This is a genomic window from Glycomyces sp. MUSA5-2, from assembly GCF_037034145.1.
GTDB classification, from domain to species: Bacteria; Actinomycetota; Actinomycetes; order Mycobacteriales; family Micromonosporaceae; genus Glycomyces; species Glycomyces artemisiae.
In genome coordinates this window covers 659,521-679,279 of record NZ_JBAGKG010000002.1, presented here as the reverse complement: position 1 = coordinate 679,279, position 19,759 = coordinate 659,521, and the positions used below count along the sequence as shown (strand labels likewise).

General features: G+C 71.4%; 17 protein-coding genes. 8 read left to right on the top strand and 9 right to left on the bottom strand.

Translation table 11 applies throughout. The annotated features are described in order from the left end of the window. Positions 1–20 precede the first annotated feature (20 nt). Positions 21–1,682: a sodium:solute symporter family transporter gene (locus WA640_RS08785; protein ID WP_106364773.1), complete on the bottom strand. Its 1,662-nt coding sequence runs from the start codon at positions 1,680–1,682 to the stop codon at positions 21–23. 17 nt (positions 1,683–1,699) lie between these two features. Further along, entirely contained in the window at positions 1,700–2,056 is a 357-nt protein-coding gene (locus WA640_RS08780; protein ID WP_106364413.1) for a DUF485 domain-containing protein, read from the bottom strand. Between the two features lie 292 nt (positions 2,057–2,348). On the opposite strand from WA640_RS08780, the gene WA640_RS08775 reads away from it, so the two are divergent. After that, positions 2,349–2,762, top strand: a complete 414-nt coding sequence (locus WA640_RS08775; RefSeq protein WP_106364412.1) for a VOC family protein — start codon at positions 2,349–2,351, stop codon at positions 2,760–2,762. A gap of 63 nt (positions 2,763–2,825) precedes the next feature. On the opposite strand, the gene WA640_RS08770 is transcribed toward WA640_RS08775, so the two are convergent. The 4 genes from WA640_RS08770 to ligA all read right to left on the bottom strand — a co-directional run bounded on the left by WA640_RS08770 (position 2,826) and on the right by ligA (position 8,900). Further along, positions 2,826–3,140 carry a hypothetical protein gene (locus WA640_RS08770; protein WP_335987282.1) on the bottom strand — a complete coding sequence of 105 codons (315 nt, stop codon included), beginning with the start codon at positions 3,138–3,140 and terminating at the stop codon, positions 2,826–2,828. Positions 3,141–3,210: 70 nt separating this feature from the next. Next, positions 3,211–4,188, bottom strand: a complete 978-nt coding sequence (locus WA640_RS08765; protein WP_106364410.1) for a sigma-70 family RNA polymerase sigma factor — start codon at positions 4,186–4,188, stop codon at positions 3,211–3,213. A gap of 102 nt (positions 4,189–4,290) precedes the next feature. Then, complete coding sequence (locus WA640_RS08760; protein WP_335987279.1) at positions 4,291–6,318, bottom strand: putative bifunctional diguanylate cyclase/phosphodiesterase; 2,028 nt, start codon at positions 6,316–6,318, stop codon at positions 4,291–4,293. A 338-nt stretch (positions 6,319–6,656) separates the two neighbouring features. Then, positions 6,657–8,900 (bottom strand): NAD-dependent DNA ligase LigA, encoded by a 2,244-nt coding sequence (gene ligA, locus WA640_RS08755; RefSeq protein ID WP_335987277.1) that lies wholly within the window; start codon positions 8,898–8,900, stop codon positions 6,657–6,659. 169 nt (positions 8,901–9,069) lie between these two features. Here ligA and WA640_RS08750 point away from each other — a divergent pair, with 169 nt between their 5' ends. From WA640_RS08750 to WA640_RS08730, 5 genes are all read left to right on the top strand, one after another. After that, positions 9,070–10,467 (top strand): alkaline phosphatase PhoX, encoded by a 1,398-nt coding sequence (locus tag WA640_RS08750; RefSeq protein ID WP_335987275.1) that lies wholly within the window; start codon positions 9,070–9,072, stop codon positions 10,465–10,467. Between the two features lie 154 nt (positions 10,468–10,621). Continuing rightward, entirely contained in the window at positions 10,622–11,347 is a 726-nt protein-coding gene (locus WA640_RS08745; protein ID WP_335987273.1) for an ABC transporter ATP-binding protein, read from the top strand. A 1-nt stretch (position 11,348) separates the two neighbouring features. Beyond that, entirely contained in the window at positions 11,349–12,086 is a 738-nt protein-coding gene (locus tag WA640_RS08740; protein ID WP_106364406.1) for an ABC transporter permease, read from the top strand. 9 nt (positions 12,087–12,095) lie between these two features. After that, positions 12,096–12,716: a TetR/AcrR family transcriptional regulator gene (locus tag WA640_RS08735; RefSeq protein WP_335987270.1), complete on the top strand. Its 621-nt coding sequence runs from the start codon at positions 12,096–12,098 to the stop codon at positions 12,714–12,716. 58 nt (positions 12,717–12,774) lie between these two features. Beyond that, entirely contained in the window at positions 12,775–13,791 is a 1,017-nt protein-coding gene (locus WA640_RS08730) for a magnesium and cobalt transport protein CorA (RefSeq protein WP_335987268.1), read from the top strand. On the opposite strand, the gene WA640_RS08725 is transcribed toward WA640_RS08730, so the two are convergent. Then, positions 13,788–14,489, bottom strand: a complete 702-nt coding sequence (locus WA640_RS08725) for a VIT1/CCC1 transporter family protein (RefSeq protein WP_335987266.1) — start codon at positions 14,487–14,489, stop codon at positions 13,788–13,790. The genes WA640_RS08730 and WA640_RS08725 overlap by 4 nt on opposite strands. A gap of 172 nt (positions 14,490–14,661) precedes the next feature. On the opposite strand from WA640_RS08725, the gene WA640_RS08720 reads away from it, so the two are divergent. Next, a complete protein-coding gene (locus tag WA640_RS08720) occupies positions 14,662–16,920 on the top strand; it encodes a DUF4153 domain-containing protein (protein WP_335987265.1) in 2,259 nt (752 codons plus the stop codon). Between the two features lie 66 nt (positions 16,921–16,986). Next, positions 16,987–17,628, top strand: a complete 642-nt coding sequence (locus WA640_RS08715) for a sulfotransferase family protein (RefSeq protein WP_335987264.1) — start codon at positions 16,987–16,989, stop codon at positions 17,626–17,628. 1 nt (position 17,629) lies between these two features. On the opposite strand, the gene WA640_RS08710 is transcribed toward WA640_RS08715, so the two are convergent. Together WA640_RS08710 and mnmA are read right to left on the bottom strand one after the other, a co-directional pair. After that, the gene (locus WA640_RS08710; protein ID WP_335987263.1) at positions 17,630–18,637 is read right to left on the bottom strand and encodes a uroporphyrinogen decarboxylase family protein; all 1,008 of its coding nucleotides are present in this window, start codon (positions 18,635–18,637) and stop codon (positions 17,630–17,632) included. Beyond that, entirely contained in the window at positions 18,630–19,745 is a 1,116-nt protein-coding gene (gene mnmA / locus WA640_RS08705; RefSeq protein ID WP_442904719.1) for a tRNA 2-thiouridine(34) synthase MnmA, read from the bottom strand. Before mnmA ends, WA640_RS08710 begins: the two co-directional genes overlap by 8 nt. Between the last annotated feature and the right edge of the window lie 14 nt (positions 19,746–19,759).

The window sequence follows — 19,759 nt, the reverse complement described above, 5'->3', positions numbered from 1 at the left end:
GCCCTCCCCTTGGGGGCCGCCTAGTGTGCCGAGGCCCGCTCCGCACCCGCGCCGGTGAGCGCCCGGACTTGCATGGACGCGAACCGGTCGGGGTTCGATTCGGAGCTCATCAGCGTGCCGACCACGGCGCAGATGAGACCCAGCGGGATGGACACCAGGCCGGGGTTCGACAGCGGGAACCATGCGATGTCGACCCCTTCGCCGAGCAGCGAAGTTTCCGTGCCTGAGAAGGTCGGCGAGAAGATCACCAGACCGATGGCGGAGATGAGGCCGCCGTAGATGCCCGCGACGGCGCCCGCGGTGTTGAACCGCTTCCAGAAGAGGCTGAACAGCAGCGTCGGGAGGTTCGCGGACGCGGCCACCGCGAAGGCGAGCGCGACCAGGAACGCCACGTTCAGGTCCTGCGCGAAGACCGCGATGACGACGGCGATGGCGCCGACGCCGACCGCCGCGAACTTCGCGAAGACGACCTCCTGGTGCCCGCTGGCCTTGCCGCGCTTGAAGACCCCGTTGTAGAGGTCGTGGGCGAGCGAGGAGGAGCAGGCGATGATGAGCCCGGCGACCACCGACAGGATCGCCGCGAACGCGGCGGAGGCGATGAGCGCCAGCATGATCGCGCCGCCCGTGGATCCGGCGATGTCCTCGCCGATGACCTGCGAGAGCTGCGGCGCGGCCGAGTTGCCGGCCGGGTTCTCGGCGATGATCGCGTCCTTGCCGACCATCGCGGCGGCGCCGAAGCCGAGCACGAGGGTGAGCAGGTAGAACATGCCGATCAGGCCGATGGCCCAGTTGACGGACTTGCGGGCGGTCTTGCCGTCCGGCGTCGTGTAGAAGCGGATGAGCACGTGCGGGAGGCCCGCGGTGCCCAGGACCAGCGCCAGCCCGAGGCTGATGAGGTCGAGCTTGTTCCACAGTGTCTGGAGCGCGTCCCCTGGCACCTCCGCCCCGTAGCGCAGCCCCGGTTCGAGGAAGGCCGCGCCCTGGCCGGAGACGTTCGCGGCGTCGCCGAGCAGCGCCGAGAGGTTGAAGTTGTAGTGGACGAGCACGAGAATCGCCAGGACGAACGCGAGGCCGATCTTGACGCAGGCCTGGAAGATCTGGACCCAGGTCGTGCCCTTCATGCCGCCGAACGCGACGTACGCGACCATGAGCAGGCCGGTGACGACGATGCCCACGACTTTCGCCGCACCCGAGTCCATGCCGAGGAAGGTCTCGCCTTCCTTGATGCCCAGCAGGAGCGTCACGAGCGCGCCGGTGCCGACCATCTGCGCGAGCAGGTAGAAGATCGAGATGCTCAGGGTGGCAATGGAAGCGGCCGTGCGGACCGGGCGCTGCCGCATCCGGTACGAGAGCGCGTCGGCGACGGTGAAGCGGCCGGAGTTGCGCAGCGACTCGGCGACGAGGAGCAGCGCCACCAGCCAGGCGACGAGGAAGCCGATGGAGTACAGGAACCCGTCGTAGCCGTAGAGGGCGATGGTCCCGGCGATGCCGAGGAACGAGGCGGCGGAGACGTAGTCGCCCGCGACGGCGAAGCCGTTCTGCCACGCGGAGAAGCCGCGGCCGCCGGAGTGGAAGTCGGTGGCGGTGCTGGTCTTGCGGCCGCCCTGGATGGTGATGAAGATGGTCACCAGGACCATCACCATGAACAGGGCGATCGTCAGGATCCGGTTGCCGTCGCTCATCTCCTGTGCGAGCGTGTTCACTTCGCGCCCCCGTTCATGATGTCGTCGCGCAGCTCAGCGGACTGCGTGTCGAACTTGCGGGCGGTGAAGCGGTTGTAGGCCCACGTGACGTAGAAGGTCACGACGAACTGGCTCAGGCCCAGGATCAGCCCCAGGTTGATGTTGCCGAACAGCACGATGCCCATGAAGTCGCGGGCGTACGCCGACAGGAGCACGTAGACGAGGTACCAGGCCAGCGCGGCCAGCAGGACCGGGACGGTGAAGCGGAACAGGGTGCGCTTGAGCTCGACGAACCGCGGGTCGTCGTGCATCGCGGCGATGTCCGCTTCGCTGACCTCGGGCGGCGGTCCGTTCTCTTCGGGGGTTGTGGTCATCGAGCCTTCCTCCTTGAAGGGCAATGCGTCCCGCGGTCGTGACCGGCTCAGGTCGACACGGTGACGTGTGTCACCTGGGAATCTAGGGCCTTCGGGGGCCCGCGAGAAGCACCGTTGTCAGGCGTGTCGCCGGGACGCCGCCGTCGTGCGGCGAACCGGCGCTGAGACGCCGCCGAGCGGGCGGTGAGCGGGCGGCGAGCGGTCGCGCGGAAATCCGGGCCCCGGCGATGAATCCGGACTCCGCGCCTCGTCCTCATACGGAAGGCACCGAACCGGAAAGCAGCGTGAGCCCATGGCGAGCAAGATGATCTTCCTGAACCTGCCCGTCGCCGACCTGAAGCGCTCGCAGGACTTCTACACGGCCCTCGGCTGGCGCGTCAACGCCGACTTCACCGACGAGAACGCCGCCTGCGTCGTCGTCGACGCCAACATCTGCCTCATGCTGCTCACCAAGGACTTCTTCACCACCTTCGCCGAACGCCCCCTCGGCGACACCGTCGCCTACTCCTCCGCCGCCTACGCCCTCGCCCTTCCGAACCGCGACGCGGTGGACGACCTCACCGACGCCGCCCTCCAGGCCGGAGGCACCGAGGAGACCCCCATGAACGACCGCCGCGTCCAAGAGGCCGAAGTGGGCATGTACGGCCGCACCTTCATCGACCCCGACGGCCACCAGTGGGAACCCTTCTACATGCCCTACCAGTAAGAGCTGCAAAGGAAACCAGAAAACGCCGACGGCCGCCCCGCACAACGCGGGGCGGCCGTCGGCTCACTGCGGACCGGGACCGGGCGGCTGCGGCGGGAAGTCGCGGGGGTCCTGGGGCGGCTGATGCGGACCGGGCTGCGGCGGGCGGCCGGGCCACTGCTGCTGGGCGCCGGGAGGCGGGTACGTCGGCGGCGGGTGCGGGTACCGGCGCTGCTTCCTGGCCGCGTTGGAGACGAGCACGACGGTCACGACGACCGCGGCGACCACCGCCAGGATGCAGAGCAGTATGAGCAGGTGCCAGGGCTTCAGGGCGCCCCAGTCGAGGCCCCCGCTCGTGGGCTCCACCGGGGCGGGACTCGTTTCAGGGACTTCTTCCATGTCGGGCTCCCGTTCAGGGCCGAGGGGTTGCGCCCCGTCCTCGCAGACGGGGCGCACTACAGGGGCCGCGCTATTCGCGGTACTCGTTCGGGAGGCCGAAGAGGGGGAAGAGGCGGGCGGTGTCGAGGAAGTAGTTGAGGCCGGCGATGGCGCCGTCGCGGAGTTCGAGGACGGTGATCGACCAGGGGGTCCAGAGGCCGGGCTCGTCGTCGCTGGGCTTGTAGTGGCCGAAGGCGGGGAGGCCGTTGGCGCCGACGGGCACGAGGCGGGAGTTGCGGCAGGCGGAGCCGGTGCCGAGCATGAACTCGGCGACGCCCGCGCGGCCCTCGACCCAGAGCGGGAACGGCGGCATGGAGAGGTTGACGTCCTGGGTGCAGAGCGCGGTGAGGGCGTCCATGTCGTAGGCCTGGAAGGCGGAGACGTAGCCGTCGACGAGCTTGCGGACGTCGGCGTCGTCCATGGCGGGCGCGTCGGCCGCGGGGTCGGTGTTGACCTTCTCCATGGTGGCCTTGGCGCGCTGGAGGGCGCTGTTGACCGAGGCGGGGCTGAGGTTGAGGGTCTCGGCGGTCTCGGCGGCGGAGAAGCGCAGGACCTCGCGCATGAGCATGACGGCGCGCTGCTTGGCGGGCAGGTGCTGGACGGCGGCGACGAACGCGAGGCGGAGCGTGTCCTTGGCCTCGGCGGCGGCGGCCGGGTCGGCGCCGAAGGCCATCGAGTCGGGGATGGGCTCGACCCACATGTAGTCGGGCTCGGGCGCCGGCAGGGGCGAGCCGGCGTCGGAGGCGGGGGCGAGGTCCATCGGGCGGGCCCGGCGCTGGGGGCCCTTGAGCATGTCGAGGCACACGTTCGTGGTGATCTTGTACAGCCACGAGCGCAGCGAGGAGCGGCCCTCGAAGGACGCGTAGGACTTCCAGGCGCGCGTGAACGCGTCCTGGACGGCGTCCTCGGCCTCGAAGGAGGAGCCGAGCATCCGGTAGGCGTAGGCGCACAGCTCGCGCCGGTGCGGCTCGAACTCGGCCAGCACATCGTCTTGGACTGCGGTGTTCATGGAATCAGCCTCGCATACGGGACCGACATTCGCCGGGACGGTTCCGGGATCGCCGGGCCAGGTCGGCCCGTGCGAACGGTCTCCCTTGTGGCCGTGGCGGTCTCAGTTGTGCTTGCGGTGGTCGGCCATCCAGCGCTCGAACGCGTCGGCGCTCATGGGCTTGGCGAAGTGCCAGCCCTGGCCCGCGTGGCAGCCCCAGCCTTCGAGCTGCTTGCGCACGTTCTCGTCCTCGACGCCCTCGGCGACGACCTCGACGTCCAGGGCCCGGCCCAGGTCGATCGTGGTGGAGACGATCGCGGCGTTGTCGGGGTCGTCGATGAGCGTGGTGACGAACGACTTGTCGATCTTGATCTCGGTGACCGGCAGGCGCCGCAGGTGCTGCATCGAGGAGAACCCGGTGCCGAAGTCGTCGAGGCTGATGCCCACGCCGAGGTCGGAGAGGCGCTGCACGTTCTGGAGCACCCGCCGCGGGTCGGCCATGAGCGCGGACTCGGTGATCTCCAGCTGGAGCTTCGCGGCGTCGACCCCGTAGGCGTCGATCCGCTCGGTGAGGAAGTCGGTGAACTCCGGCGACTGGAGGTCGCGGACGGAGACGTTCACGGCCATGCGCAGGTCGTAGCCGTGCTCCTTCCAGGCCCGGAGCTGGCGCAGGGCGATGTCGACGACCCGTTCGGTGAGCATCCGCATGACCGAGGAGTGCTCGGCGGTCTCGATGATCTCGGCGGGGTTGACGACGCCGCGCTCCGGGTGGCTGTAGCGCAGCAGGGCCTCGGCGCCGATGACCGCGCCGTCGGCGAGGCGCACCTGCGGCTGGTAGAAGAGGTTCACGCCGGGCGCGTCCGGGTGGTCCAGGGCGCGGCGCAGGTCGCCGAGGAGGTGGAGGCGCTCGGGCGAGTGGTGGTCGAACTCGGCGCCGTAGCGCGTGTAGGACCCGGCGCGCTGCTTCGACTCGTACATGGCGATGTCGGCGTGGCGGAACAGGGTCTGGAAGTCGGCGCCGTCGTCGGGGAAGACCGCGATGCCGACCGAGCCGTCGACCTCGATGCTGACGTCGGACAGGACGATCGGCGCGTCGAGGCGGGCGCGGATCTCGCGGGCGCACTCCATCGGGTCGGTCATGCCGTCGAGCTCGGACCACACGAACGCGAACTCGTCGCCGCCGAGGTGGGCGATCTCCTTCCCGGGCGGCTTGTCGGTCGTGAAGCGCTTCGCGAGCTCGACGAGGAGCTGGTCGCCGACCTCGTGGCCGAGCGCGGAGTTGACGTCGGCGAACCGGTCGAGGTCGAGGATGAGCACGGCCACGGCGGTCTTCGTCTCGGCGGCGTCGGCGAGCTTGCCGTCGACGACCTCCTGGAAGCCCTTGCGGTTGAGCAGGCCCGTGAGCGGGTCGTGGTCGGCCTCGCGCTCGCGGTCGGCCGCGGTCTGGAGGATGCGGTAGACGCTGAAGATCGGGATGGCCGAGGCGGCCACGAGCCACCACGAGGACATGGCCGCGGTCGCCAGGATCGGCGCGATGGCGATCTGCGTGGCCCGCAGGGCCCATTCGCTCTTGAGCCAGTCCAAGGCCAGTTCCCTCCACGGCCTGCCGGTGCGCAGGCTCTGTCGGCCCGCGACCAGGGCCGTGGACGTGAGCATCCAGCTGGTGCCGGCGGCGAACACGGCGATGAGCTCGATGGCGTCGCCGTTCCAGGTGGTGCCGCCCGCGATGCCGTTCCAGACGAACCACGCCACGCACAGGGCCAGGCCCTGCTGCGACAGGTTGAAGACCATCCGCCACCCGGAGGCGTGGATCTGCGCCACCAGCAGCGACATGGCCGCGGACTGCGCGATCAGGGCCGGGAGGAAGCCCCAGGTGACCATCGTGGCGAGGACGTAGACCAGGTAGATCGAGGCGATCGGCGACATCCACAGGCCGCCCCAGCGGGTCGGGCGCAGCTCGGCGATGACGGCGAGTCCCGCGGTGAGCCAGAAGGCGAAGGGCACGTCGAAGGCGCCGCCGTCGAACGCTCCGGCGCGCACGGCGGTGAACCCGGCGCCGACGATCGCCAGCACGGCGACCGCCGACGTGAAGCCGTAGTACCGGCCTGGATGCTCTCTAGGCGCAGTGTTGCGCATGAGCGTCGTGGCCATATCGCTCCTCCCACTGCCACACCGTTCCGAGGCGACGCGCCAGAATCACCGCGGCCCGGTCGTGGCCGACTCCTCTGTCATATCGCGATTTTCGCTCCCAGACAACGCTGGGAGCACATGCGGCACACTTGTGACCAGGCGCGACATGTCCGTGACAGAAACCGTTCTCCGCACGTCGGCGGCAGGGTACCCCGAGGTCGATTTCGGACCTGGCGGCCCCTTGGGGCGGACAGGTCCGCGCCGCGCACGCGGCGAGGGGCAAGCTTCCACAGGATGACTCTGCCTGGTTCTAACGAGCATCCCCCCCGATCGGAATACGGATCGTTACCGACTTGTGATCATTCCGGTTCGTTCCCGTCGCCGGAATCCTCGGACTGCGAGGAAAACTCGCCCAATCCGTGCTCCAGGAGCCGGTCGAAGTCCTCCCCTTGCACCACGGTGACACCCAGTTGCACGGCTTTGTCGTATTTCGAGCCCGGCTTGTCGCCCGCGACGACCGCGCCGGTCTTCTTCGAGACCGAGGACGAGGACTTCCCGCCGCGCGCTTTGACGGCCGCGGCGGCCCCTTCCCGGGTGTACCCGTCGATGCCGCCGGTGATCACGATCGTGACGCCCTCCAGGGTCTGCGGGAGCGCCTCGGAGGGGTCGGGGGCCTCGTCCCGCATCCGCACTCCCGCGGCGCGCCAGCGCTCGACGATGTCGCGGTGCCAGTCGACGGCGAACCAGTCCTTGATGGCGGCGGCGATGGTCGGGCCGACGCCGTCGACGGCGGCCATCTCCTCCTCGTCGGCCTCGGCGATGCGGTCGAGGTCGCGGAAGTGCTCGGCGAGGGCCTGCGCGGAGACGGGGCCGACGTGGCGGATCGAGAGGGCGTTGACGACGCGCCACAGCGGCTGGGACTTGGCGGCCTCCAGGTTCTGGAGCATCTCCTCGGCGTTCTTGCGCGGGAGGATCTCGCCGGTCTTCTTGTCGGGCTGCCGCGCGAAGGGGGTGACCACCTTCTGCTCGCCGGTCTTCTCGTCGATCTTGGGGAGCCCGGAGTCGGGGTCGCGCACGACCACGCGGATCGGCAGGAGCTCGTCCATCTTCAGGTCGAAGACGCCGCCCTCGTCGGTGAGGACCGGTTCGGCGGGCTCCAGGGGTTGCACGAGGGCCGCGCAGGCGATGTAGCCCATGCGGTCCACGTCGAAGCAGGAGCGGCCCGTGGCGAACGCCAGGCGCTCGCGCAGCTGCCCGGGGCAGGAGCGGGCGTTGGGGCAGCGCAGGTCGATGTCGCCTTCGGCGGCGGGCGCGAGCACGGAGTCGCACTCGGGGCAGCGCTCGGGCATGGCGAACTCGGTCTCGTCGCCGGTGCGGGCGGCGGCGACGGGGGCGACGATCTCGGGGATGACGTCGCCGGCCTTGCGGACGACGACGATGTCGCCGATGAGGACGCCCTTGGCCTTGACCTGGTCGGCGTTGTGGAGGGTCGCGAACTCGACCTCCGATCCGGCGACGCGGACCGGGTCGAGGACGGCGTAGGGGGTGGCGCGGCCGGTGCGGCCGATGGAGACCTTGATGTCGAGGAGGCGGGTGTTGACCTCCTCGGGCGGGAACTTGAAGGCCACGGCCCAGCGGGGGGTGCGGCTGGTGGCGCCGAGGCGGCGCTGCACGCCGAAGTCGTCGATCTTGATGACGATGCCGTCGATCTCGTGGACGAGCTTGTGGCGCTTGCCGCCGAACTCCTCGATGTACGCGAAGGCCTCGTCGATGGTGGGGACGACGCGCCAGTAGGGGCTGACGGGCAGGCCCCAGGCGTCGAGGGCGGCGTAGGAGTGGGACTGGGAGTCGGGCTCGAAGCCCTGGAGGGCGCCGAGGCCGTGGGCGATGAAGGAGAGGGGCCGCTCGGCGGTCTTGGCGGCGTCCTTCTGGCGCAGGGACCCGGCGGCGGCGTTGCGGGGGTTGGCGAACGGGGCCTTCCCGGCGGCGACCTGGCTCTCGTTGAGGCGCTCGAAGTCGGCGGTCGGGAAGTAGACCTCGCCGCGGACTTCGAGGAGGCTCGGCACGGGGAAGCCGTCGGCGGCGGCGAGGCGCTGGGGGACGGCGGCGATGGTGCGGACGTTCGCGGTGACGTCTTCGCCGGTGACGCCGTCGCCGCGGGTGGCGGCGCGGGTGAGGCGGCCGTTCTCGTAGACGAGGTCGACGGCGAGGCCGTCGATCTTGACCTCGCAGAGGTACCGCTCGCCGGGGACCTCGGCGGTGATGCGGTCGGCCCAGGTCCGGACCTCGTCGAGGCTGAAGACGTCCTGGAGGCTGAGCATCTTCTCCAGGTGGGTCACCGGCGCGAACGCCTCGGAGAAGGTGCCGACCTGCTCGGTAGGCGAGTCGTTCTTCTTGAGCTCCGGGTAGCGGGTCTCAAGGTCGATGAGTTCGTGCATGAGCTCGTCGAACTGGCTGTCGGAGACCGTCGGCGCGTCGTCCTCGTAGTAGCGGCGCCGGTGGGCGGTGATCTCCGGGGCGAGTGCTTCGACGCGGGCGCGCGCTCGCTCGAACTCGGGGTCGCCGGTGCGGTCAGGGCCTTCGTCGATGTCAGTCGTGCTCACGGCCCCATTGTGTCAGCCGGGTCCGACGTTTCGCGGAGGTCGAAGCCTTATGCAACCGGTCACTTTCCGTTCACGTGCTGATTGCCTTCCACTCCCTTTGGGCCGCGATGATCAGCCCGGTAGTGCCCGCCCGCCCCCGCACCCTCCTCACGAAGGAGCCCAGGTCTTGGTGACTCTTCAAGGTTCCAACCGCCGCAGCTTCCTGCGCCGCGGCGCGGCGGACGGCGGCTTCGCGTCCCCTGCGGTGGCGGGCCTCGCGGCCCGGGCCGCGCGCGCCGAGGACGGCCTGCGGGCCCGGCAGGCGCCCGGGAACGGCGGCTACGGACCGCCGCGGGAGCTGACCCGCACCGATGATGCCTCGGGCTTCTCGCAGACGCTGCGGCTCCCCGAAGGCTTCGACTTCGCGGTGTTCTCGGTGGCGGGCGCGGCGATGGACGACGGCGGCGCGGTGCCTCCGGCGCACGGCGGCCTCGCGTGCTTCGCGACGGGCCGACGCGGCGAGTGGCGGCTGGTGCGCGGCCACGGCGTGCGCGGCGTCCCGGGTCCCGCCGCGGGAGAGGCGAAGCACCGGTACGACGCGCTCGCCTCGGGCGGGACGACGACGCTCGCGGTGTCGTGGCGGGACGGCGTGTTCGCGCTCGACGGGTCGCGGCAGTCGCTGTCGGGGACCGTGGCGAGCCGCTCCGGCGGGGCGACCCCGTGGGGCTCGTGGCTCGCGTGCGAGGAGACCGTGTCGGGGACGGGCGCGGGCTGGGAGGCCCCGCACGGGTACGTCTTCGAGGTCGCGGCCGACGCCGACGAGGAGTCGGAGCCGCTGCCGCTCAAGGACATGGGCCGCTTCGTGCACGGCGGGGCCGCGGTGGACCCGCGCACGGGCGCGGTGTACCTGACCGAGGACCAGGCTTCGGCCGGGTTCTACCGGTTCCTGCCGAACGTGCCGGGGCGCCCGGCCGAGGGCGGGCAGCTCCAGATGCTCAAGTTCGCCGACGAGTGGAACCGCGACACGCGGACCGGCCGCCGGGCCGGGCGCGCCGCGTACGTCGAGTGGGTCGACGTCGACGAGCCCGACCCCTCCGGCGCCGAAGGCGACCCGTTCGCGGTGTTCGACCAGGGCTGGGCCCGGGGCGCGGCCGTGTTCGGGCGGCTCCAGGACTGCTTCTACGCCGACGGCGCGGTGTACGCCTCGTCGGTCTCCGGCGGCGACGAGGGCGAGGGCCAGCTATGGGAGTTCCGCCCGCGCGGCCTGCGCGGCGGCACGCTCAAGCTGGTGTTCGAGTCCCCCGACGCGGCGCTGCTGCCGTTCCCCGCCGGGCTCGCGGTCTCGCCCGCGCAGGGCCTGGTGCTGTGCGAGGGCGTGCGGGAGGCGCCCGCGCTGCGGGGCCTGACCCGCGAGGGCGAGGTCCTGGACCTGGCGGCGCACGACGGCGCGGCCGAGTGGTGCGGGGCGGCGTTCTCCCCCGACGGGAAGGTGCTGTTCGCGAACCTGCGCGGGCGCTCGCGCGGCGACCGGGCCGAGCCGGGCCGCACGGTCGCGATCTGGGGCCCCTGGGAGCAGGGCGTCCTCTAGAGCTTGAACCCTCCGATAGGGCCGGCCCCGCGGTTTCGACCGCGGGGCCGGCCTTTTCACGCGCCGGGAGCGGTTCGCGGCGTAGCATTTCACCATGCGATGAATTCTCGTGCTACGGTGAATTCATCACTCGTTGAATTGCTTGGAGGCCCCGATGCCGCCCGCCCCCGCGATAGCCGTCGCCGACCTGGTGGTCGACCGCGGCAAGAAGCCCGTCCTCAAGCGCGTCTCCACGGAGATCGCCCCCGGGACCGTCACCGGCCTGCTCGGCCCCTCCGGCTCGGGCAAGACCACGTTCATCCGCGCCGTCGTCGGCACCCAGAAGGTCAAGGGCGGCACCGTGACCGTCCTCGGCGAGCCCGCCGGGGCGAAGCCGCTGCGCGGCCGCGTCGCGTACGTGACGCAGGACGCCTCGATCTACCGGGACCTGTCCGTCAAGGCCAACGTCGCCTACTTCGCCGCGCTCTACGGGCGCGACCGCCACGAGGCCATGCGCGCCATCGAGCGCGTCGGCATGGGCGACCACGCCGACAAGCTCGCCGGGAACCTCTCCGGCGGCCAGAAGACCCGCACCTCCCTCGCGTGCGCGCTCGTCATCGAGCCGGAGGTGCTCGTCCTCGACGAGCCCACCGTCGGGCTCGACCCGGTCATCCGCGAGGAGCTGTGGGACCAGTTCCGCGCGCTCGCCGCGGGCGGCGCGACCCTCCTGGTCTCCAGCCACGTCATGGACGAGGCCGACCGCTGCGACCGGCTCCTGCTGCTGCGCGAGGGGCGGTTCATCGCCGACGACACCCCTGCGGCGCTGCGCGAGTCCACCGGGACCGCGAACCTCGAAGCCGCGTTCCTCCACCTCATCCGCGAACTCGAAGGGGCGCGGTGACATGTCGCTGCGGATCACGTTCATCACCGCCGGGCGCATCCTGCGCCAGCTCCTCAACGACCACCGCACGGTCGGGCTCATCCTCGCCGTGCCTGCGCTCATCATTGCCCTCATCAGCGCGATCATGGACGACGCGCCGCAGGTGTTCGACAAGACCGGCCTGATCCTGCTGGCCGCGTTCCCCTTCATGCTCATGTTCATGATCACCTCCATCACGCTGCTGCGCGAACGCACCGGCGGGACCCTGGAGCGGCTCATGACCACCCCGACCGGGAAGCTCGACCTGGTCGTGGGCTACGCGCTCGCGTTCGGCACGGCCGCCGCGGCCCAGACCGCCGTCGCCGCGGGCGTCGCGTTCCTGTGGCTCGGGCTCGACACGGCCGGGCCGACGTGGGCGGTGTTCCTCATCTGCATCGTCACCTCGCTGTTCGGGATGGCCTTGGGGCTGTTCGTGTCCGCGTTCGCGACCACCGAGTTCCAGGCGATCCAGTTCATGCCCGTGTTCGTGGTGCCGCAGCTGTTCCTGTGCGGCCTGATCTGGCCCGCCGACCAGATGGCCGGGTGGCTGCAGGGCGTCTCGGACGCGCTGCCGCTCACCTACGCGGTGAAGGCGCTCGCGGAAGTGCAGGCGCACACCGAGGTCACGTCGGACATGTGGGCCGACCTCGCGGTGGTGCTCGGTGCGGTCGTCGTCGCAACCGTGCTCGGAGCCGCGACGCTCAGGCGACGGACCGACTAAGGTCGTCCCGTGGCGAGAGCGAAGCGGACCGGACGGCGCACCGGGAACCCCGACACCAGGTCGGAGATCCTGGGCGCCGCCCGGCGCCTGTTCGCCGACGAGGGCTACGAGTCGGTGTCGATGCGGCGGATCGCGGGCGAGGCGGGCGTGGACCCCTCGCTGATCCACCACTACTTTGGGTCAAAGGACGAGCTGTTCATGGCCGCCATCGAGCTGCCGTTCGACCCGGCGCCCGAGGTGGAGGCCGCGCTCCTGGCGGGCGGCATCGACGGCGCGGGCGAGCGGCTCGTGCACGCGTTCGTGCGGATCTGGGACGGCGCCCACCGCGACAAGCTGCTGGCCGTGGTCCGCTCCAGCCTCTCCAAGCCCGCCATGTCGTTCGTGCTCAAGCAGCTGTTCGAGCACCGGATCGTGAAGACCGTGCAGGCGACCCTCGGCGACACCGTCGACCACATCCCCGTGCGCGCCAACTTCATCGCCTCGCAGGTCTTCGGCCTGGTCATCGCCAGGTACATCCTGAAACTGGAGCCCCTCGCCTCCCTCGGCGAGAAGGAGCTGGCCGAGACGATCGGGCCGACCATCGACCGGTACCTGACGATGCCCGTGTCCCACTTGACGAGGGATTCTTGACGCCGAACTGACATGACGAGCCCTCGGCGCCGCGGCGGAGCGCACCTAGACTGGCCGCATGCCGATCGTCGACAGCGCCATCTACCGCAAGGGCGTCCGCGAGACCCATCATGTGTCCCTTGAGGACACCTTCGAGGACCTGCACGAGCACGGCGGCTTCGCGTGGATCGGGCTGTACCGGCCCACCGGCGAGGAGCTCCGCGCCGTCGCCGAGGAGTTCGAGCTCCACCACCTCGCGATCCAGGACGCCACCGCCGGGCACCAGCGCCCCAAGCTGGAGCGCTACGGCGACACCCTGTTCGTGGTCCTGCGCGCCGCCCGCTACCTCGACGGCCCCGAGGAGGTCGAGTTCGGCGAGGTCCACCTGTTCATCGGCCCGAACTTCGCGATCACCATCCGCCACGCCGAGTCCCCCGACCTCTCCCGGGTCCGCGGGCGCCTCGAAGCCCATCCGGAGCTGTGCGCGTTCGGGCCCCAGGCGGTCCTGTACCTGGTCATGGACGAGGTCGTGCGCGGCTACCGCCCCGTCATGGCGGGCATGGAGAACGACATCGACGAGATCGAGGAGGCCATGTTCTCCGGCGACGCGGCCGTCACGCGCCGGATCTACGAGCTGTTCCGCGAGGCCATGGCGTTCCAGCGGGCCACCCACCCGCTCGTGACCGTGCTCAAGTCCCTCGAAGCGGGCTACGACAAGTACGGCGTCGACCTGGAGCTGCGCCGCGACATGCGCGACGTCCTCGACAACGTCTACAAGACCGTCGAGCGCGCCGACACCTTCCGGGCCCTCCTTCAGAACGCCCTCACCGTCCACTCCACGCTCGTGACCCAGGCCCAGAACGAGGAGATGCGCGAACTCGCCGCCCAGACCCACGAGCAGGGCGACCAGGTCAAGAAGATCAGCTCCTGGGCCGCGATCCTGTTCACACCCGGTCTCGTGGCGGGCGTCTACGGCATGAACTTCACCCACATGCCCGAGCTCTCCTGGACCCTCGGCTACCCGATGGCCCTCGGCCTCATGGTCGTCTCCGCCGCCGTCCTGTGGGTGGTCTTCAAACGCGCGACCTGGCTTTAGGCGCTCACGTCGAAGAGGGAGCCGACGGCGTAGGTGACGACCATCGTCGCGGCGCCGACGGCCATGATGCGGAGCATCGCGGGGCGGCGGGGGGCGCCGCCGAGGGTGGCGGAGGTCCAGCCGGTGACGGCGAGCGCGGCGACGACGGCGACGGCGCAGCCCCAGACGCGGACGCCGTCGGGCAGGAGCGTGATCGCCAGCAGCGGCAGGAGCGCGCCGCAGGTGAAGCTGATGAACGAGGAGAGCGCGGCGTGCCAGGGGTTGGTGAGGTCGTCGGGGTCGAGACCGAACTCGACGGCGGCGTGGGCGCGCAAAGGGTTGCGGGCCGAGAGCTCGCGGGCGGCGGCGCGGGCGGTCTCGGCGGAGAGTCCGCGGCGCTCCAGGTTGGTCGTGAGCTCGTCCTCGGCGGCCTGGGGGTCCTGGTCGAGTTCGCGGCGCTCGGCCGCGACGAGGGTGGCCTCGGTGTCGCGCTGCGTGGAGACGGAGGTGTACTCGCCCCCGGCCATGGAGAAGGCGCCCGCGACGAGCCCGGCGACGCCGGAGACGAGGATCGTGGAGCGGTCCGTGGTGGCGCCCGCGACGCCGATGACGATGCCCGCGGTCGAGACGATGCCGTCGTTCGCGCCGAGGACTCCGGCGCGGAGCCAGTTGAGCCGGTTGCCGATCGAGCCGAGTTCTTCACCGCCGTGCGCTTCCACGCTCTCAGTGAACCATACGGTTGCACGACGTGGGGCTGCTCACGCGATGCGTCGGAACGGGCCGCTCAGGGGTGTTACATGCGGACCTCACGGTCCCCACTGCTACAAGGGATTCCCGTGCGGCGGGCCTCCGCTACCCTCGGGAATCCTCTCAGACGGAAGGGTCTCGATCATGAGCGAACCCGACGGCGCCCCTGCGCCGCAGGACGATCCGGCCGCCGGCGACTCCCCCGCCGAAGCGCCCGAAGCCCCTGAGCCCCGCGAGGCGCCCGAGGCGTCGCAGGCGCCGGAAGCGTCGCCGACGCCAACGCCGCCGCAGGCCGAGCAGCACGAGCCGCAGTCGCAGCGGCCGCCGGTGCAGCAGGGCGTGCTGGTCCCGGCCCCGCCGCCGCAGATGCCGCAGCAGCACCGCGGCGCCCCCTACCAGCAGCAGTACTACGCGGCCCCTCCCCCGCCGCCGATGATCCTCCCGAACCCCCGCTGGCACCGGCCGGAGCTGAGCGCGTCGCAGACCACCGTGATCCTCGTGTTCGTCGTGGCGCTGTTCGGCGCCTGGGCGGCGTTCCCCGGCGGCGGCGTCGGGATCGGCTTGGCGCTCACCGGGATCGCGCTCGTCGCGGTGCCGCTGCTGACGTCGCGTGACGACCTCCTGCCGCGCCTGCCGGGCGCGGTCCTCGTGGTGCTCCTGTGGTCGGTCGCGGCGGTGCGGGACGCGGGCTGGGTCGTGGCCCTGTGCGCGCTCGCCGCGTTCGCGCTGACACCGCTGGTCCTGGCACCGCAGCGGCGCATCGGAGGGACGGCGCTGGCGATGTGCTTCGCGTGGCTCGAAGGCATCGCGGAGTCGTTCAGGTGGGCGCGGCGCGGCCGCACCGAGCAGGACTCCCGCAACCCCGGAACCGTGCGCATCGCATGGACCGCGGGCGTGACGGTGGCGCTGCTGCTGGTCTTCGGCGGCCTGTTCGCCGCCGCGGACTCGACGTTCGCCGACCTCGTGGCGAGGCTGCTGCCGGACCTGAACCCGATCGAGGTGTTCCTGCGGCTGGTGCTCGCGGCGGTCCTGGTCCCGCTGGTCCTGGTGTGGGCCTACACGGCCGCGGCGAAGCCGCGCTGGGACGCCGAGGAGCAGGCCGAGCACCGCACCGTGTCGCGGTTCGAGCTGGCGATCCCGCTGGCGGCGCTGAACCTCCTGTTCGCGGCGTTCATCGCGGTGCAGCTGCGCGTGTACTTCGGCGGCGAGGCGTACGTGATGGAGACGGCGGGCCTGACGTTCGCCGAGTACGCGCGCCGCGGCTTCTGGCAGCTGAGCTTCGTCGCGGTCCTGTCGCTGGCGCTCATCGCGATCGCCGCGTGGCTGGCGCCGAAGCGCTCGAAGGCCGACCGGTGGACGGTCCGGGTCCTGCTGGCACTGCTGGCGCTCATGTCGATGGCCGTCGTGGTCTCGGCGACGTACCGGATGTACACGTACACCGAGACGTACGGGCTCACGCGGCTGCGCGTCTGGATCTTCACCGTGGAGTTCTGGCTCGCGGTCCTGTTCGCGATGGTCCTGGTCGGCTGCTGGAAGCTCCGCGCGGCCTGGCTGCCGCGGGCCGTGCTCGCCTCCGGCGCGATCGCGCTCCTGGGCCTGGCGGCCGTGAACCCCGACGCGCTCATCGCCCGCTACAACATCGACCACGACCACAAGCTGGACTTGAACTACCTCAAGGGCCTCTCGGCCGACGCCGCGCCCGAGTTCGCCGACCTCCCCGCCGAGGACCGCGACTGCCTGCTGGGCGGCGACGACTTCGACGACGAGCGCGACGTCATGGCGTGGAACTGGGGCTACCAGCGCGCGATCGAGGCCGCGGAGGGCGCCGGGGAACCGGACCCGTACTGCACCTTCCCCGACTGGGACGTGGACGCCGCCGAGTCCTCCGATGTCGACCTGAGCCAGCCGAACGCCGACCCGGACGGGTTCTGGCACTGGAACACCTGCGCGGAGTACGACCTCGCGCAGATGACGGAGTTCTTCGGGACCTCCGCGACCGGGGACCGGGGCCTCGTGCCCGACGACCCCTCGCAGTACGCGGAGGACCTGGACCCGGCCCTGGACCGCGGCGACCGGGTCCTCCACTGCGGCTACTACGGGCCCGGGATGAAGTACCTGATGATCGAGACGTTCCGGTGGCCCACGCCCGCGGACGCGATCGCCGGGGTCGAGGGCATGCAGGACGAGCGGGAGGCGATCCCGACGTACACGGTCGAACCGCGCCTGACCGGGTCCGCCTCGGGGTTCACGACCGTGAACGGGGGCGGCCTGGAGTACGCGGCGGTGTACGACGAGCTGGTGGTCCTGGTGAGCGTGTCCGAGGCGGGCACCGGCGAGGACGCCGAGGAGGCGGCCGCGCAGCTCGCGCTCCAGTCGTGGGAGCTGTACACCGCGCGCGGCTAGCGTCCCGTCTGGACGTTCCGTGCACCGAGTTTGCAGGGCCGTAACATGTCCGGTTAGTTTCATCCCATGCTCCGAGTGATCGGCGCGGGCCTGCCGCGCACCGGGACGATGACCCTCAAGCACGCGTTGGAGACGCTCCTCGGCGCGCCGTGCCACCACATGTCGGAGGTGTTCGCGCACCTCGACACCCATCCGGCCGGGTTCCTCGCGGCCGCCGGGGGCGGACCCGTCGACTGGGACGGGCTGCTCGCCGGGTACGCGGCGGCCGTCGACTGGCCGGCGTCGGCGTTCTACGCCGAGCTCGCCGAGGCCTACCCGGACGCGATCGTGGTCCTGTCGCGGCGCGACTCGTTCGACACCTGGTGGCGGAGCTGCAGCGACACCATCTTCAAAGGCATGGACGACGGCGCGGACGAGACCGGGGAGTGGATCGACATGATCGCCGCGGTCTGGGACAAGACGTTCGAGGGCGCGCCGCGCACCGACCGGGACGCGGTCGAGGCGGCGTACCGCCGGTACCACGAGCGGGTCCGGGCGACGGTCCCCGCGGAGCGCCTGGTCGAGTTCACGACCGGCGCGGGCTGGGCGCCGCTGTGCGACGCGCTCGGCCTGCCGGTCCCTTCAGCACCGTTCCCGCACTTGAACACCACGAAGGAATGGCAGGAGCGCACCGGCGAGGTACCGCCGGGCGGCATCGGCGCCGAATAGGTCAGCCGTGGAGCCGCTTGGCGGCCTCGCGGCTCGCCTCCATCGCGAAGCGCGCGTAGTCGGGGCTCGCCCCGGCCATGCCGCACGTCGTGCTCACGCTGACCTGCCGGACCAGCTGCTCGGGCGCGAACCCGAGGCGGCCCCACAGGGCGTGGATCCGGTCGGCGGCGGCCTTGTCGACACCCGGGCGCGGCTGCCCGAGCGGCGGGACGACGCCCGCGATGAGCCGCCCGCCGCCGTCGAGGTACTCCCCCAGGGCGTCGACGCGCGGCACGTCGTCGAGGTCGAAGGCCGTCAGGTCGATCGAGACCGCTTGCGCGCCGGCTTCTCGGAGCAGCCCCACGGGCGCGTCGGGCGCGCAGCAGTGGACGACGAGCGGCACGCCGACCGCCTCGGCGACCTCGCGGATGCGGTCCCGGGCGACCTCGACCGGCACGCGCCGGTAGAAGTCGAGGCCCGATTCGGTGTTGATCCGGGCGGCCAGCGCCGCGGGCAGGCTCGGCTCGTCGAGCTGGATCGACAAGGCGGCCTTGGGCATCCGCGCCTGGGCGGCGGCGACGTACTCGCGCAGGCCCTCGGCGAGGGACGAGGCGAGGTCGGCGACCGCGCCGGGGTCGGCGAGCATCGCGCCGCCGGTGCGGCGCCACAGGTTCGCGGCGAGCGTGAACGGGCCGACGGCGGTGAGGCGCACGGGCCCGGAGGCGTTGGTCTCGTGGAGGGCGTCGAGGTCGCGTTCGAGGAAGTCGGCGGCGCGGCGGGCGTCGACGCCGGGCAGGTCGGCGATCTCCCAGCGGAAGCCCCACCACTGGACGGGGAGCCCGGCGAGGAGGGCCGCGCCGCGGCCGATCATGTCGGCGCCGAGGCCGCGGTTGGGCAGTTCGGGCAGGTGGGGCCATTCGGGGAGCTCCCCGAAGACGACGTTGACGGCCTCGGCGATGTCGGTGCCGGGCAGTGAGCCGACGCCGGTGGCGACCCCAGTGGGGAGCGCGCCGGGCTGTTCCTCAGACACCGGCCGCCTCAAGGGACTCTGCTTCGGAAGACGCTGAGGCGTCGATGGTGCCGGACGCGAGCACGGCGTCCCCTTCGGTCGCGTCGGGGTCGTAGACGACGAGGGCCTGGCCTGCTGCGACGCCGAACGCGGGCTTGTGGAGGCGCGCGGTGAGGCCGCCGTCTTCGACCGTGACGGTGGCCGGGTAGACCTCGCCGTGGGCGCGGAGCTGGATCTCGGCTTCGAAGGAGCCGGTGCGCTCCGCGGCGAGCCACACGGGAGCGCCGGTGCGGATGCGGTCGACGCGCAGGGCCTCGCGGGGGCCGACTTCGACGCGGTTGTCGACGGGCGTGATGGAGAGGACGTAGCGGGGCTTGCCGTCGGCGGCGGGCCGCTTGAGGCCGAGGCCGTGGCGCTGGCCGACGGTGAACTGGTGGGAGCCGTCGTGGCTGCCGAGGACTTCGCCGGTGGCCTTGTCGACGATGTCGCCGGTGGCGCTGCCGAGCCTGTTCTTGAGGAACCCGGCGGTGTCGCCGTCGGCGATGAAGCAGATGTCGTGGCTGTCGGGCTTGCGGGCGACGGCGAGGCCGCGCTCCTCGGCTTCGGCGCGGACCCGGTCCTTGGGGGTGTCGCCGAGGGGGAACATCGAGTGGGCGAGCTGCGCGGGGGTGAGGACGGCGAGCACGTACGACTGGTCCTTGCCGGGGTCGACGGCGCGGCGCAGGAGCCCGTCGTCGCCCTTGCGGGCGTAGTGGCCGGTGGCGACGGCGTCGAAGCCGAGGGCCATGGCGCGGTCGAGGACGGCGGCGAACTTGATCTTCTCGTTGCAGCGCAGGCACGGGTTGGGGGTGCGCCCGGCCGCGTACTCGCTGTAGAAGTCCTCCACGACGTCCTCGTGGAAGCGCTCGGCCATGTCCCACACGTAGAAGGGGATGCCGATGACGTCGGCGGCGCGTCGCGCGTCGCGGGAGTCCTCGATGGTGCAGCAGCCGCGGGCCCCGGTCCGGTAGGTCTGGGGGTTCTTGGACAGCGCCAGGTGGACGCCGGTGACGTCGTGCCCGGCCTCGACGGCGCGGGCCGCGGCCACGGCCGAGTCGACTCCGCCGCTCATGGCGGCCAGTACTCGCAGTTTCACGCCTTCCA

What these genes read in the sequence shown, in the direction of transcription:
- WA640_RS08785 (WP_106364773.1), bottom strand. Translation starts at nt 1,682, where the DNA reads ATGAGCGACGGCAACCGGATCCTGACGATCGCCCTGTTCATGGTGATG.
- WA640_RS08780 (WP_106364413.1), bottom strand. Translation starts at nt 2,056, where the DNA reads ATGACCACAACCCCCGAAGAGAACGGACCGCCGCCCGAGGTCAGCGAA.
- WA640_RS08775 (WP_106364412.1), top strand. Translation starts at nt 2,349, where the DNA reads ATGGCGAGCAAGATGATCTTCCTGAACCTGCCCGTCGCCGACCTGAAG.
- WA640_RS08770 (WP_335987282.1), bottom strand. Translation starts at nt 3,140, where the DNA reads ATGGAAGAAGTCCCTGAAACGAGTCCCGCCCCGGTGGAGCCCACGAGC.
- WA640_RS08765 (WP_106364410.1), bottom strand. Translation starts at nt 4,188, where the DNA reads ATGAACACCGCAGTCCAAGACGATGTGCTGGCCGAGTTCGAGCCGCAC.
- WA640_RS08760 (WP_335987279.1), bottom strand. Translation starts at nt 6,318, where the DNA reads ATGGCCACGACGCTCATGCGCAACACTGCGCCTAGAGAGCATCCAGGC.
- WA640_RS08745 (WP_335987273.1), top strand. Translation starts at nt 10,622, where the DNA reads ATGCCGCCCGCCCCCGCGATAGCCGTCGCCGACCTGGTGGTCGACCGC.
- WA640_RS08740 (WP_106364406.1), top strand. Translation starts at nt 11,349, where the DNA reads ATGTCGCTGCGGATCACGTTCATCACCGCCGGGCGCATCCTGCGCCAG.
- WA640_RS08730 (WP_335987268.1), top strand. Translation starts at nt 12,775, where the DNA reads ATGCCGATCGTCGACAGCGCCATCTACCGCAAGGGCGTCCGCGAGACC.
- WA640_RS08720 (WP_335987265.1), top strand. Translation starts at nt 14,662, where the DNA reads ATGAGCGAACCCGACGGCGCCCCTGCGCCGCAGGACGATCCGGCCGCC.
- WA640_RS08715 (WP_335987264.1), top strand. Translation starts at nt 16,987, where the DNA reads ATGCTCCGAGTGATCGGCGCGGGCCTGCCGCGCACCGGGACGATGACC.